This is a genomic window from Alicyclobacillus acidoterrestris (assembly GCF_022674245.1).
Taxonomy (GTDB): Bacteria; Bacillota; Bacilli; order Alicyclobacillales; family Alicyclobacillaceae; genus Alicyclobacillus; species Alicyclobacillus acidoterrestris.
The window spans coordinates 3,154,706-3,168,714 of the sequence record NZ_CP080467.1; the positions used below are offsets into that span (position 1 = coordinate 3,154,706).

General features: G+C 52.0%; 14 protein-coding genes. 5 read left to right on the forward strand and 9 right to left on the reverse strand.

Going from position 1 to position 14,009, the window contains the following annotated elements; translation table 11 throughout:
• Positions 1-210: 210 nt before the first annotated feature.
• Positions 211-1,935 carry a ubiquinone-dependent pyruvate dehydrogenase gene (gene poxB / locus K1I37_RS15585; protein ID WP_021295088.1) on the reverse strand — a complete coding sequence of 575 codons (1,725 nt, stop codon included), beginning with the start codon at positions 1,933-1,935 and terminating at the stop codon, positions 211-213.
• A 699-nt stretch (positions 1,936-2,634) separates the two neighbouring features.
• Between poxB and K1I37_RS15590 the strand changes: the two genes are divergently transcribed.
• Positions 2,635-3,195, forward strand: coding sequence for an RNA polymerase sigma factor (locus tag K1I37_RS15590; protein ID WP_021295589.1), 561 nt, complete (start codon positions 2,635-2,637; stop codon positions 3,193-3,195).
• Entirely contained in the window at positions 3,188-4,057 is an 870-nt protein-coding gene (locus tag K1I37_RS15595) for a DUF4179 domain-containing protein (RefSeq protein WP_021295588.1), read from the forward strand. The genes K1I37_RS15590 and K1I37_RS15595 overlap by 8 nt, the downstream gene beginning before the upstream one ends.
• Here the strand turns inward: K1I37_RS15595 and K1I37_RS15600 are convergent.
• From K1I37_RS15600 to K1I37_RS15615, 4 genes are all read right to left on the reverse strand, one after another.
• Complete coding sequence (locus K1I37_RS15600) at positions 4,020-5,378, reverse strand: IS4 family transposase (RefSeq protein WP_031218120.1); 1,359 nt, start codon at positions 5,376-5,378, stop codon at positions 4,020-4,022. The genes K1I37_RS15595 and K1I37_RS15600 overlap by 38 nt on opposite strands.
• Positions 5,379-5,469: 91 nt before the next feature.
• Positions 5,470-6,324, reverse strand: coding sequence for an IS3 family transposase (locus tag K1I37_RS15605; RefSeq protein ID WP_272496353.1), 855 nt, complete (start codon positions 6,322-6,324; stop codon positions 5,470-5,472).
• A gap of 11 nt (positions 6,325-6,335) precedes the next feature.
• The gene (locus tag K1I37_RS15610; protein WP_067623977.1) at positions 6,336-6,623 is read right to left on the reverse strand and encodes a transposase; all 288 of its coding nucleotides are present in this window, start codon (positions 6,621-6,623) and stop codon (positions 6,336-6,338) included.
• 598 nt (positions 6,624-7,221) lie between these two features.
• Positions 7,222-7,764, reverse strand: coding sequence for a GNAT family N-acetyltransferase (locus tag K1I37_RS15615; protein WP_021294905.1), 543 nt, complete (start codon positions 7,762-7,764; stop codon positions 7,222-7,224).
• 182 nt (positions 7,765-7,946) lie between these two features.
• Between K1I37_RS15615 and K1I37_RS15620 the strand changes: the two genes are divergently transcribed.
• Positions 7,947-8,459: a GNAT family N-acetyltransferase gene (locus K1I37_RS15620; protein WP_021294904.1), complete on the forward strand. Its 513-nt coding sequence runs from the start codon at positions 7,947-7,949 to the stop codon at positions 8,457-8,459.
• A gap of 10 nt (positions 8,460-8,469) precedes the next feature.
• Here K1I37_RS15620 and K1I37_RS15625 read toward each other — a convergent pair whose 3' ends face one another.
• Positions 8,470-9,693, reverse strand: coding sequence for a YbfB/YjiJ family MFS transporter (locus K1I37_RS15625; protein ID WP_021294903.1), 1,224 nt, complete (start codon positions 9,691-9,693; stop codon positions 8,470-8,472).
• A 127-nt stretch (positions 9,694-9,820) separates the two neighbouring features.
• Between K1I37_RS15625 and K1I37_RS15630 the strand changes: the two genes are divergently transcribed.
• On the forward strand, positions 9,821-10,669 hold the full coding sequence (locus K1I37_RS15630) for a LysR family transcriptional regulator (RefSeq protein WP_021294902.1): 849 nt from the start codon (positions 9,821-9,823) through the stop codon (positions 10,667-10,669).
• A gap of 61 nt (positions 10,670-10,730) precedes the next feature.
• Here K1I37_RS15630 and K1I37_RS15635 read toward each other — a convergent pair whose 3' ends face one another.
• Positions 10,731-11,219 (reverse strand): glutathione peroxidase, encoded by a 489-nt coding sequence (locus K1I37_RS15635; RefSeq protein WP_021294901.1) that lies wholly within the window; start codon positions 11,217-11,219, stop codon positions 10,731-10,733.
• 283 nt (positions 11,220-11,502) lie between these two features.
• Here K1I37_RS15635 and K1I37_RS15640 point away from each other — a divergent pair, with 283 nt between their 5' ends.
• Entirely contained in the window at positions 11,503-12,795 is a 1,293-nt protein-coding gene (locus tag K1I37_RS15640; protein WP_031217728.1) for a glutamate-1-semialdehyde 2,1-aminomutase, read from the forward strand.
• Here the strand turns inward: K1I37_RS15640 and K1I37_RS15645 are convergent.
• Together K1I37_RS15645 and K1I37_RS15650 are read right to left on the reverse strand one after the other, a co-directional pair.
• Positions 12,792-12,995, reverse strand: coding sequence for a hypothetical protein (locus K1I37_RS15645; protein ID WP_021294899.1), 204 nt, complete (start codon positions 12,993-12,995; stop codon positions 12,792-12,794). The genes K1I37_RS15640 and K1I37_RS15645 overlap by 4 nt on opposite strands.
• A gap of 190 nt (positions 12,996-13,185) precedes the next feature.
• Positions 13,186-13,782: a GNAT family N-acetyltransferase gene (locus K1I37_RS15650; RefSeq protein ID WP_021294898.1), complete on the reverse strand. Its 597-nt coding sequence runs from the start codon at positions 13,780-13,782 to the stop codon at positions 13,186-13,188.
• Positions 13,783-14,009 lie beyond the last annotated feature (227 nt).

Sequence of the window (14,009 nt, forward strand, 5' to 3'; positions counted from 1 at the left end):
TTTAGATAGATTTTTAGATCTATGATATTGAAATCATGTTGAAAATTGAGTCGCCTGGGCACGATACCTGAACTAGATTTCCCACCTTGGACACACCTTCCAACAAAAAGAGGGGAATCCAGCTCGCGAGCGGCCCCCTCTGTCCCATTCAATCTCAACTCAACGTCGAACTCACGCGCTTCCTCTTATTCGCGGGCCCACTGGCACACGTTAGCGCAACAAGTTGGTCTTCGCAAGATCAATCAACTCGTCGCCGTGACCATTCAGCACCGCTTTCACCATCCACAGCGTGAATCCATGCGCCTGCTCTGCGGTAATTTTCGGCGGCAGCGACAACTCCTGACGGTTCACCACAACGTCGACCAAAGCTGGCCCATCGTGGCGGAGCGCATCTCGGATGGACGACTCCAAGTCACTCGCACGTTCGACATGCACGCCATAAATCCCCATCGCCTTTGCAATATCGGCAAAATTTTGGTCAATCAGTTCTGTGCCCATCTCCAAATATCCGGCGGCCTTCATCTCAAGCTCGACAAAACTAAGCGCGCTATTGTTCAACACGATGACCTTCACCGGCAATTTGTGTTGACGAAGAGTCAATAAATCCCCCATCAACATCGACAACCCACCATCGCCACACAGCGCGATGACTTGCCTATCTGGCGCCGCGAGTTGCGCCCCAATCGCCTGTGGCATGGCATTCGCCATCGTCCCATGGTTGAATGACCCCAGGAGCCGACGCCTTCCGTTCATTTGCAGATACCGCGCAGCCCAAAGTGTAGGCGTCCCAACGTCACATGTGAACACAGCATCCTCGTTTGCCAAGTCACTGACTACCTTCGTCAGGTACTGCGGATGAATCGGTCGCTTATCGGACTTCGCCGTGGCCAGTTCATCAAGGCCTGTTCGCACCTTCTGATAGTGATCGACGGATTCCCGCAAATGACGGGAATCGTGCGACTCCGTCAGCAATGGCAAGAGCGCTTGAACGGTCGCCTTGACATCCCCACACAACCCGTAGGTGATGGGCGTCCGGCGACCGAGATGCGCTGGGTCGAGATCGACTTGCAAGACCGTGCTGTTCCTTGGATAAAACTGCCGATACGGAAAGTCAGTTCCGAGCATCAACAAGACGTCGCAATTCATCATGGCGCGGTAACCCGATGCGTACCCAATCAGGCCAGTCAAACCGACGAAATACGGATTATCGTACTCAAGGTGCTCCTTTCCCCGCAACGCGATGACCATTGGCGCCTGCAATCTCTCACACAGTTGCATCAACTCACCATGTGCACCAGCACACCCCGCACCGCAAAGCAGCGTAATGCGCTTGCCGCGGTTCAAATATTCCGCCAACCGTTTCAACTCCGGCTCCGACGGATGAACAACCGGCCGCGTCACATGAAGGATATGTTCCGGCACCGGGTTATCATCCGGAACGCCAGCGACGTCCCCCGGCAAAATGACGACCGACACGCCCTTGCGGGCGACGGCGGTTTGCATCGCCATGGTGATGGTGCGCGGCACTTGATCCGGACTCATCACCGTCTCACAAAAATAACTGCAATCCTTAAATATCTGCTCCGGCCGAGTCTGTTGAAAGTAGTTGCTGCCAATTTCGTCACTCGGGATATGCGCCGCAATCGCGAGCACTGGCACGCGGTTGCGATGACAATCATAGAGTCCGTTAATCAAATGCAAGTTTCCAGGACCACTGCTTCCAGCACAGACGGCAATACTTGTGCCCATCGCAGCGTCCGCCCCCGCCGCAAAAGCGCCAACTTCTTCGTGGCGCACGTGAATCCACTCGATCTCCTTGGAACGCCGCACCGAATCCAGAACCGCATTCAGCGAATCGCCGACAATTCCGTAAATTCGCTTCACACCGGCATTGACGAGTGACTGAATCAGCAAATCGGCAATATTCGTCTTCATCTATGCACTTCCTCCATCCGTCATTCCATTGACGATCATCGGGATCGGCACAACCCCAAGGCCCATGTTTATCAGCGCGGGCGCGTTCTCGTGTTGACAGCCTACATATTTTCCCCTGACGTATGAATTTGTAGCCGCGTCACTTGTGGAGGGGCTTGGGGCTTGGGGCTTGGGGCTTCGCCGATATTAAGGCATTTTTCGTGCCCTATTTGTGTCTTTTCTGTGAATTCAGCGGACTTTAGACACAAAAATTGTCCTATTCCCTCTGCAGTCCACTGACAAGCCTGAAAAATCAGCAAATAAGGCATTTTTCATACCTTAAAGAGGCTCAAACTGAGTCGATTGTCTTATTAAGACACTTTTCTCCAGTGAACCACCGGATCCGGTGTCATACAACCGTGCCCGCACGACCCCCACATATTGGCTTTGATTTCGATGTCGAGGTTGCCGTACCATTACCCCAAATATTATCTAGTTTGTATGCCATTGTATCAACAACTCCAGTACCAGAAGTGAAAATGTATTCCTTCTTTCGTCACACGTAAATTCCGTCACTTCAATTCCCAGCCGCATCAAGCGACTTAGACTTTTAAATACGACCGCCAAACTCAAGCAAACGAAAGAAATATGATTTTATTTCACATTCGATCCTACTAAATCACACGATCCACACGTCTTATGGTGGAAGGAGTGAAACAAATGGAGATAGCAGAGGAAGTGATTCAGCGCGTATGCCTTGGAGATGAACAGGCATACGAAGAATTGTTTCGTCTCAGTTGGGAACAAGCCGTTCGAACTAGCTGGCTCATACTTCGAAATCAGCATGACGCTGAGGAGGTTGCCCAAGATTCTTTTCTCAAATTATATAAACATCGACATCAGTTAAAAGACGTGCGGGCCTTTCATAGTTGGTTTTATCGCATTCTGATGAATACAGCGCTTGACAAAACCAGAAGACGAAAGACCGTGGTGAACATCGACCAAGTACAGCTCTTGGCAACAGGCGATGACATCGCGCAAGCAGACACACGGGTGATGATTGACGAAGCGATGAAGCAACTTTCATACGCAGAACGGGTTGCTTTCGTACTCGTAGATTATATCGGCTGTACAGAAAACGAAGCTGCTCAGATTGCAGGCTGGGGACTTGGAAAGTTGAAATACCGATTACGACGTGCACGGAGTATCATCGCAAAACATTTTACGGGCGACGCAATAAAGGGAAAGATGCAAGCCAAAGGGGGCATACAGCATGTCTGACAAGTATCATCGCTTGTTGACAGAAGATGCGGCGCGAATTCATGTACCACCAATGACGTGGAAAGAAGTAAAATCCAAATCGATACATTCAACAAACGTGACGCGTAAGCGAAATCGTTGGCTGGCTTATGGCGCTAGCGCCGCAACGCTTGCTATTGTCGCGGTTGGCGCATCTGGATTTGTCTCACCCGTCATGGCCGCAACACTCCATAAGATCCCTGTGATTGGATCCCTGTACTCCTTTGAAATCCCCCAGATGAACCAGTATGCTTCAACGACTGACCCGTCAGCCACCGATCACGGCATCACTCTGTCCGTACCCAAAGCGTACTATGACGGGGGGCAGTTGTCGGTTGTATACGAAATTCAAGTTCCACAAGGATATCAAGCGCTGGACGTAGGAGACCAAGACGGATCGCAATTGTCAATGACCAGTGGTGTTATTGATGCGACACTTAACGGAAAAAAACTGCCTTCCAACAATGAACAATGGAACGATACCTTAAACACTCAGTACACCTATAAAGGTGAAATCGACTGGAACCTTTCATCTGATCAACTCCCGTCTAGCGGGAATTTGACGATTCCCATTCATCAAATTGGAACGGTAAATGGGAATTGGACGCTATCTATCCCTGTGTCTCGAATATCAGTGGACAAAGTGACACAGGTACAATCACTAAAGGGTATATCGTCCAATGCCTATGGACTTACATTAAGTGCCAAGAAAGTTGCCGTTGATCCTGTGTTTACAACCATAGCGATGGAAATGCGGGAACCAGTGCAAGCAGATGGAAAACCCAAATATCCATTGTCTTATCAACTCAACTTTCGCAGACCAAAACGGGCAAGTATGCCTTGATGTATCTGGGTAAACCGTTTATCCAGTTCTGTAGTTGACTGATGATGAATGTTGAGATGCGCTTGCTGGATTTTTTAGCAACACTTATCACAAAATCAACCAGCTGCTTCAATACAATGGCCCAATCTAAGTCGCTGACTTCATCGCACAGTGCTAGAAACAGATTTCCCAAGGTGCGATCATCCGTGCTCTGTCGATGCTGCCAAGCTAGAAGAATGTACCGCGAGAACACAATCGTCGTGTGGCTGATAAGCATGTCATAGGAACGACCTTGGAACTCTTTCTGCAGACGTAACAAGGATTTTGTGCATTTGAAAAAAACTTCAATATCCCAGCGGATACCGTATATTTGGATGATCTCTTCCACTGTGAGGGACGTATCCGTGCAAAGGATCGCTAACCATTCTTTTTTGTGAGCCCGATGGCGGACAAACACCATCTTAATTGGGATGCCTGGGCTGAGCTGTGTGTTTATCGCGCGTAAAATGTTTTTATTCGTACCTTGAACAGGCGTAGCGGCATAATACAGTTCTTGCAAGGTCAGACGACGATCTCCGAGTAAGTAGCGTTTATTGTCCGTTTTAACCATGCCGATCACATCCAGACCTCTGTCTAATATCGCCTGAATCAGTGGTGCATACGTGAACCAACTGTCCATCAAGACGTACGGGGCATTCATCCCAGCAGCCAGCGCCCGGTCAATCATGGCGGGGACGATTTGTGGAGCCGGAAGAAGGGATTCGATCCTTCGTTTATATCCATGCGTGCGTTTATCAATCGATTGGTTTATACCGTGAATCTGCGACTTAACGGAACTGAGAAGAGAAAAATCGAGGGGAATGAACGTGTGACCATCCGACCAACCGAGCGTGAGCATGCGAAATCCCTTGTAATAGCAGTTCCAAGCGTGATCTTTGAGTCGAGCCAAGAGCTCTACAGATTTGCTTCGGTTTCGCTCGTACATAGAGTCATCGACAATGAATACGTTGACGCGTTCGTCAGACGTTAAAGATTTGGTTTTACTCACGGTTTCTACACTCAGTGATAAGAGAAAACGTCGCCATGCGAATCCGGTGTGATTGAGAAAACGATACACGGTGTCTTTTCCAGGCAATGAGGCTCCCTTCGCACCGTCAAGAAGTTGGAACCAGTTTCGATGGTGAAATATCAACACAAACACAAGCTGGAACAAAAAGGAGCAAGAAAATCCAAATCTCTTGGTAATGCCGGCTTTGCGCAGATGTGAGAGGACCCTGAGTTCCTGAAAGGCAGGGCGAATTTCAACAGGCAATTGATTATTTTCTACGTTATGCTCTATCATATAAAGAAGCACCGTATTGAACCCCGTCCTGTCAAGACAGATGTGCATAATTTTTTGAGATAACGCCATTCTATTCTGATAATTATCAGGTCTACGCTGCCTCTTTTGATTCCTTCCATTTTCTGAATTCCTGCGGTGTACGATAGCCCAACGCTGAGTGCGGGCGCTCTTTGTTGTAGAACTCAATATACGTTTTGATTGCGATCTTGGCTTCCGCGAAGTTGTCGTATTCCTGCATCCAAACTTCTTCCTCCTTCAACGAACGGAAGAAACGTTCGATATAGCCATCTGCGTCCGGGTTGTTATAACCTGTCCGTTCATGTTTCACCTGGCAGTCCTTCATGGCTTGTACGAATCGTCGACTTGTCATTTGGCATCCGTTGTCAGTTCTGAGCGTTAAGTTTGCGCCTCGTACCCCGCTCGGGAATCGGTAGTTGAATGCGTTATCCACAGCCTGCAGCAATTCCTCTGTCCGGCAATAGCGCGAAAACGAATACCCCACAATTTCACGGTCGTACGCATCGATTACCGCGAATAGATATCCCCAGCCATCCTTACCACACCAAATTTTTGTCATATCGCACTGGAAGTGTTCGTTTGACTGACTCACCGGAATCTTTCCAGACCGCTTCTTTCGGGAAGCTTCTCGCTGTGGGGATTTGACCAACAATCCCATTTCCCGCATGAGCCGGTGTACTCGTTTGTGGTTTACCTGCATGCTGTATTGACGACGCAACATGACCTTGATTCTACGGTATCCATATCGTGGGAACCTCTCGCATAGATGGCGAATCCGCTGTTTCAATAGGGCGTCTTTATCTATAACCGCTTTTTTCGCCTTCTTCACAGGCTCCTTTAACAAGCTATAACAATAAGTTCGATTCAGCTCCAATGCTTTCGCAATCACTGGGACCCGAAACCCTTCCTTGACGAGCTGAGCAACCAAGGAACGGCTGCTTACTTCCGGCCCCAGTTCGATTTTTTTCGCAACACATCGATTTCCATAGCCTGCTCGCCAATTTTGCTCATGGCTTCCTGCAACTGCTTCTCCAACTCCTGCTCCCGGGTAGAAGGACCTGACTGAAGCCCTGCTCGTCCACCAGCCAGAAATGCGTCACGCCACTTGTAATACAGACTTTGGGCCACACCATGCTGTCGGCAAACCTCGCTGATATTCGCCCCGGGAACCATCCCTTCCAACACAATGTTCATTTTCTCGTCCACAGTCCACTTACGTCCTGGCATGAGTCAAACACCTCACTACGTCTATTTTACCTCACGTCATCTGTCTGGGTTGACTCTGGGGCCAGTATAGCACCTCTTCTGAATGGTAGTGTTGGTTCGCACTTTCACTATACCAAACGGAAAGGTGCTTTTTTATTTTATTCAACTGTGGCACTGCAAGGAATTATAGGCGTTTTTACACTGCGAAAGTTGAGTTATCAAGACTTCGAGTTTGGTGGCTCCATCCATGGCAAAGGTATTGGAATACAATTTGTAGGTGCCATTCCAACGGAGAAAATCGTGGGTAATGAAGCTGTGTGGGATTTTTCCTTACAATTCAAGACACCCCCAAGCAATGTAAATTCCGTCACGATCGAACCAACTTGGTTCGGACCACAGCCTGGACCGGTGGCACACAGTAACTCAAAATTCCTGCCGCAGCTCTCTCAACTCAATGTAAACATACCGCTTGAATAATCCACATGTCGTTCGGTTATTACAGCAGTTCGCAATCTGAAATCATTAGGCAAAGGGAGAAAAGGATATCCTTTTCTCCCGGGTATTTTAAGCAGTTTACAAAATAGTAATATCGCCCGACCACGAACTTCCTGAAACATCGTTAATTACATATAGGCGATACCAAACGTCCACCCACTACATACACGCGCACGGGACGCTGCGCAGACGGATCTATCGTCTCGCGGTCGAATCGCATGCCGATTTTCTGCATCACGCGCTCCGACGCGTGATTGCCAACTTGACAAATGCTGATAATCTCGTCGAGGTTGCAGTCTTGGAAACCAAAACGCAAGACTTCCTTGGCCGCCTCTGTCGCGATGCCAACTCCCCAATACGGACGACCGAGTCGCCAGCCAATTTCTACGGCTGGCAGCACTTCGGGTAAAAAAGTAGGCACAGAAAGACCGACAAAGCCTGCGAGTTGCTTGGTCTCGCGCACTTCGACCGCAAATAGACCGTACCCCCGCTCCTCCCATGCCGACTCCCAGCGGGCGATGGCTGCCCTCGTCTCATCCACGGTTGCAGGAAACCCTTTGCCTATCCAGCGCATCACTTCGCCATCGGCGTTGATCGCCGCCATGGCCGCGATATCGTTTTCGGTCCAACGCCGAAGGATGAGCCGCTCTGTCTGTAAAACCGTCATCAGTGTCCCCTCCTGTTCGCTGTGTTTCGCGAATGAACGAAAAATCCGGAAAACTGGTATAATCATATAACACAGATGGACGTCGTGTATCAGGAAACAGTGGGTGAACGCGACAACCCACTGCCCCTATCTACCACCAGACCCAATCGCTTCTATGCACTTCGACCCGCGGAGGGAACTACTTGATTTTTGAATCGAAAGATTTCTACGTAGACGCAGTTGACCCGATAGATATACAGGAGATAGCCAACGTGTACAATTCGAATCCGGAGTTTTTGATGCGCCATACGGGGCGGGATCGAGTGACGCATCCATGGATACGAAACGAATTGGCGGCGATGAAAGGCGCAGGCTTTGTCTCAGGCAAAATCGTTGAAAAGCTGTCTCGCGACATCGTCGGCGTCATCGATTTCCAGGTGGCCAAAGAAAGTTACTTGTCCCTGCTCATGCTGCATGCACAAGCCAAAAACCGAGGGTACGGCAGGCAACTCTACGAAGCATTCGAATTCTACGCCTGCCGTCACCAAAGCACGCAAATCCGGTTGGACGTGGTCACTGACTACAATGATGCAGTGCTTCGTTTCTGGAGCAAAAGCGGGTTTCATCGGTATAAGGACATTGAACTAGATTGGGCAGGCGTCGTCTTGCCAGCTGTGGTGATGAAAAAAGATTTGCGCCCACCAGAACTGCGTTGAATCCTGCTTGCTAGCGTTTCGCTTGTGCACCCTCGGCATCCGTTGATAGCACAATCACTCTGCCGACAACGAGAACCAGCGCACCGGCGAACACGACGGCGGCGGATATTATCGTGGGAACTGCGAAGCCGCCCGACACACTTGCCAACCATCCAGCGCCGCCCGCACCAACCACCTGTCCGATGCCGTAAGTGCCAGTCATCAGTCCAATCGCGCCGCCGCTATTGTGTGGGCGTAGCTTTCGGCCGAGGTTTGTGGCCAAGGCGGTGATCCCCATAAACGTACCGCCAAACAGAATGGCGCCAACGCATCCAGCGAAGGCATTCGGGATGGCAACTGGCAATAATACGCCCACCGCCTGCAACAAATAAGCTACCACGAGGACTTGAACGTCGCCGAAGCGACGGGCCAACATGGCTCCAAACAGGCACGAGGGCAAAGCGGCCATCCCGGCCACCACCCAAAGATACGACGCAAACTTGTGCAACGCCGGCAGGCTCGACGCCATCTCGACGAGGAATGTGGCTGTGATGATGTATCCTAGGCCCTCACAACCATAGGCTACAATGAGCCATGAAAACAGCCGTTTGTTCGCGACCGCATGCGACGTAGCTGCGGTCGGCTGCCCGTTCGCCGCCGTTATGGGCGCCCGAATGCACCCCATGGCTGGGATGCCGAGACAAATACTCAACACCATCATTCCAAGCCAGCTGCCTTGCCAGGCAAAAGCATGATTGATTTCAGGAACCAGTGCGCCCGTTACGGCGATTCCAAGGCCTACGCCGCCGTAGAAGACGCCCGACAGTGCTTGGCGGTTTTGCCTGGCCAAATCATCCATCACAATACTCGACACCAACACAAACACCACGGCGCTCGATATACCGGACAACAGCCGCAAAATCAGCCAAATCCCAGTTTGGGACGTCACAGCCATACATCCAGTTGTCGCGATACACAGGCAGAGCGAACATCGAAACGCCAACTGACGATGGCGGCGTAGCCACGAGACGGATCCTGCAGCGAAAGCGCCGAAAAGGTAACCCAAATAATTACTCGATGCGAGGTAGCCCGCCACGGCACTCGAAAAATGGGTCTCTTCCTGCATCAACGGCAAGATGGGCGTATATGCGAAGCGACTGACACCCATGGCGACAAACAGCGCCAGTGCACCACCGAGCAGCGACGGCCACACTTTGCGCGGGCGGTCATCGTTAGCCGATTGTTGAATAAACAAGATGATTGCCGCCTCCTTCCACTTCGAGTGTAGAAGGCGTCTCACATGATGTAAAATGAACACAATTGATGTGAATCATCATAATAAATGATGGATGGGCTCCACCATCCGATAGGGGGTACTTCTTGTGGAATTGCGAGACTTGACCATTTTCACCACCGTGGCGAGGACGAAAAGTGTGACCAAAGCCGCCGAACAGCTCGGCTACGTTCAATCGAACATCACCGCCCGCATCCAGCACTTGGAGCGCACACTGGGCACACCGCTGTTCCACCGGCGTCCTCGAGGCGTGTCCCTGACGTCCAGTGGTGAGACGCTGTTCCACTACGCACAACGAATTCTGGCACTGTGCTCCGAGGCCGAACGCGCCCTCCAAGATACGCAGACCCCTAGTGGACAGTTGCGTATTGCAGCCATGGAAACGACGACGGCGACCCGACTGCCCGGGATTTTAGCGAGATATCACGAAGCGTACCCAAATGTCGAGTTGGTGTTGAAGACGGGATCGACCAATGAATTGATAAACGCCGTCTTGCACGATGACATCGAGGCGGCGTTTGTCGCGGGGCCCGTTCAACATCCACAGCTTGAGACGGTCGCCGTCATCGAAGAACAACTTGTGCTCATCGGTCGTGACGGCCGCCTCGAACTCGCACCGACGGATAAAGCGACGATTGTCGCGTTTCGAGAGGGGTGCTCTTACAGAAAGCGTCTCGAACAATACTTGGATCACGTCGGCATCACATCCCGCCAGGTAATAGAACTGGGGACACTGGATGGGATATTGGGCTGTGTAGCTGTTGGCATGGGCATCTCGATGGTTCCTCAGGCGGTCGTTGAACAGAGTCGCTACTTTGTCGACGTAAGCTATCTCCCAGACGAGTTCGGCCATATCCCGACGGTGTTGATCCGCCGCAAGGACGCTTTTCTCTCTGCGGCGTTGTCCAAGTTTATTGAGGCGGTCCAACCAATGTAAGGGACCTGTTGAATGGAGGCAGCATGGGGTCGTGACACACACAAGGCCGCCACCATCGCGATCACGCCTCCCCGCGCAGAGCCTCCACGACATCTTGCTCCATTTCGCTTGGCGACACTGTCGGCGCAAAGCGCTTCAGTACTTTTCCCTGTCGATTGACAAGAAATTTCGTGAAGTTCCACTTGATGGCCTGGCTGCCCAGCACCCCGCCTGCTTCCGACTTTAAGTACTGATACAGCGGATGCGCATTTCGCCCGTTCACATCAATCTTCGCAAACATCGGGAACGTCACGTCGTAAGTCATCTGGCAGAACTGCGCAATCTCCGCTTCTGAACCAGGTTCCTGCCTGCCGAATTGGTTGCATGGAAAACCGAGAATCACAAATCCCTCATCCTGATACTTTCGGTACAATGCTTCGAGCCCTTCGTATTGAGGGGTAAATCCACACTTACTCGCCGTGTTGACGATGAGCAACACGTTCCCCTGATACTCCGACAAGGACTGTGTTGAGCCATCAATGCGCTTCGCCGTAAAATCGTACACGCTCATTCCTAATCACCTCTTTGCTGAGATTCCTCATGCGATTCAAATTCGGTTGAAAGACACCAAATCCTTCATGTATGTAAAACTGGCGCCTGCTCACGCCAAGTGGGGGCAATCTCCACAATTCCTCATCAATCCCCACATCTGCGCTTGACGCCTACGGCCAGTTTGCTACGCTGGGAGAGGTGCTAGACACCTACATACGAGTACGCGCAGGCGCAACGGCTCTTTGCGTATGCCGCGACCGGCCACCTGCACGAGTACAATTGAAGGAGATTCAACTATGTCTATGAATCGAGCACAGTCCGAACTGTGGTTTCACCGCGCAGAAGCGGTCATATTAGGCGGCGTCAACAGCCCCTCAAGGAGTTATAAATCGGTCGGCGGCGGGACGCCCATTGTGATGTCGCGTGGAGCGGGATCAAAATTCTACGACGTCGACGGCAACGAATACATCGATTACTTGGCAGGATATGGCCCGTCCATCCTGGGTCATGCGCACCCAGAAATCACCAAGGCCATCCAAGAAGCGGCCGAGGATGGCGTCCTCTACGGCACGCCGACGACATCGGAGGTGCTGTTCGCCGAGAAGTTGCGACAGGCAATTCCGGATTTGGAGCGCATCCGCTTCGTCAATTCGGGGACGGAAGCCGTCATGACGACTATCCGCGTGGCGCGCGCCTACACTGGCCGCACGCGCATTATCAAATTCGCAGGCTGCTACCACGGCCATTCCGATGCGATGCTCGTGGCAGCCGGATCGGGTCCGTCATCGATGGGCGTCCCTGACAGCGCCGGTGTGACGAAGGCGACAGCCGAAGAGGTCATCACGGTGCCGTTTAATGACCTGGACGCCTTCGAACAAGCGCTCATTGCACACGGGCATGACGTCGCTGCTGTACTCGTCGAACCGATTGTCGGAAACTTTGGCATCGTCGCGCCAAAGGATGACACGTATTTGAAATCGGTGATCGATCTCGCCCACCACCACGGCGCCCTCACCATTTTCGACGAGGTCATCACGGCATTCCGCTTCCACTACGGCAGCGCTGCCCAACTATACGACGTGCACCCGGATTTGTATGCGCTGGGCAAAATCATCGGTGGCGGATTGCCCATTGGCGCCTACGGCGGGCGGCGTGACATCATGGAGAATGTCGCACCGCTGGGTCCTGCCTACCAGGCTGGCACAATGGCGGGCAACCCACTGTCGATGCGCACAGGCATCGCCTGCCTAAGCGTCCTGCAGCAACCGGGCATCTACGAGGCGATGGCGAAACGCGCCGAGCGGCTGGTGAAGGTGACGCATGAAGCGGCGGACAAATACCATGTCCCCATCACCATCAACCGCGTCGGCGGCGCATTTACGGTCTACTTTGGCCATCACGCAGTGCGCAACTACGACGACGCACAAGCGACAGACAGCAAGCAGTTCGCACGCTATTTCCACTTGCTGGCGGACAACGGCATCCTTATCGCCCCGTCAAAATACGAAGCGTGGTTCGTCTCTGCCGTGCACACGGATGAAGACATCGAACAAACCTGCGACGCAATTGACCGGGTGTTTCAGGGACTCGCTTAATCCGTCTTCGGTCTCTTCCGGTAGGGATAGCGAGAATCGACCACGATGGTTTGGTGCGACGGTACAAAGTAATGCCGCGGAATATCGACATAAATGTACCTGTCGATGTAGACAATCGGACGCGAAATCGCTGCCATCGGCCAGTGTGATACGTGCTTACGCGGATGGATTGGGTAGTTTGAGTCGTTCGGGGAACGCATGTCATCACCCCCACAAGACATTTGACTATGCACCATTGCATGAAGATGTCAGGTGGGGTAGCACGGTCACCCGCCTATGACCGGGCCCGATGACGCGTGAATTAGGCGTCTTAGCAGATACAAGTTGGGGATCGTCAACGCGCTGACGATCCCCACATTCGCTAAAAGTACCATGTTCCGCTGACAGCCGTTATTGGCGCAACAACGAGTCTTGCAAAGGAGTAGCCCTCAACCCGTGAATCTGCTCCCACTCCTCGCGCAAAATGCCCATGCGAATGGAATCGTAAAACACGCCATTGTACAATCTCACCTTGCGAATGCGCGCTTCCATCTGCATCCCCAATTTCTCAGCGCAGCGAATCATCCGCTGATTGCCCGACCAGGTCGTGAGACCAATACGCACGAGCGGCATCGACGCAAACAAATGACTCCCCCATAGCGTCAATGCCTCGGTACCAAATCCCCCGTTCCAAAATGCCGGTTGATAAATGACAATCCCCATCTCCAACCACCACGACGGACGATGCTCCCAGTAGTACGACACGGTGCCAATCAGTTCACCATCTGTCGTGACGATGGCAGCAAGCGATTGCACGTCTCCATCGCGCTCAAATCGTTCCTTGAGGTGGCTGATATAGTCAGGATAATCCACAAACTCCAGCGGAAAGTACGGGGCGTCCCACTTCTTCCACGCCGGATCTGATTCTCCATAAATCAATGACCACAATTCCTTCGTATCAATTTCGTCAATAGACACAATGGACACACATCGACCTGTCAGGCGCATACGACACTTCCCTTTTCACACAGATGAGCAATGAAATCATTGTAGCAGAAGATTTGGACAGTGGGATGGGGAGGCGGGATCGAGAGGCGGGATCGAGAGGCGGGATCGAGAGGCGGGGGCGGCATCGGTGGGGTGACGGTGGGGTGACGGTGGGGTGACGGTGGGGTGACGGTGGGGTGACGGTGGGGTGACGGTGGGGTGACGGTGTCTTAATAAGACGAGCCGCG

Coding starts and splice junctions, on each gene's coding strand:
- K1I37_RS15590 (WP_021295589.1), top strand. CDS start 2,635: ATGGAGATAGCAGAGGAAGTGATTCAGCGCGTATGCCTTGGAGATGAA.
- K1I37_RS15645 (WP_021294899.1), bottom strand. CDS start 12,995: ATGCGTTCCCCGAACGACTCAAACTACCCAATCCATCCGCGTAAGCAC.
- K1I37_RS15610 (WP_067623977.1), bottom strand. CDS start 6,623: ATGCCAGGACGTAAGTGGACTGTGGACGAGAAAATGAACATTGTGTTG.
- poxB (WP_021295088.1), bottom strand. CDS start 1,935: ATGAAGACGAATATTGCCGATTTGCTGATTCAGTCACTCGTCAATGCC.
- K1I37_RS15640 (WP_031217728.1), top strand. CDS start 11,503: ATGAATCGAGCACAGTCCGAACTGTGGTTTCACCGCGCAGAAGCGGTC.
- K1I37_RS15650 (WP_021294898.1), bottom strand. CDS start 13,782: ATGCGCCTGACAGGTCGATGTGTGTCCATTGTGTCTATTGACGAAATT.
- K1I37_RS15635 (WP_021294901.1), bottom strand. CDS start 11,219: ATGAGCGTGTACGATTTTACGGCGAAGCGCATTGATGGCTCAACACAG.
- K1I37_RS15600 (WP_031218120.1), bottom strand. CDS start 5,378: ATGATAGAGCATAACGTAGAAAATAATCAATTGCCTGTTGAAATTCGC.
- K1I37_RS15615 (WP_021294905.1), bottom strand. CDS start 7,764: ATGACGGTTTTACAGACAGAGCGGCTCATCCTTCGGCGTTGGACCGAA.
- K1I37_RS15595 (WP_021295588.1), top strand. CDS start 3,188: ATGTCTGACAAGTATCATCGCTTGTTGACAGAAGATGCGGCGCGAATT.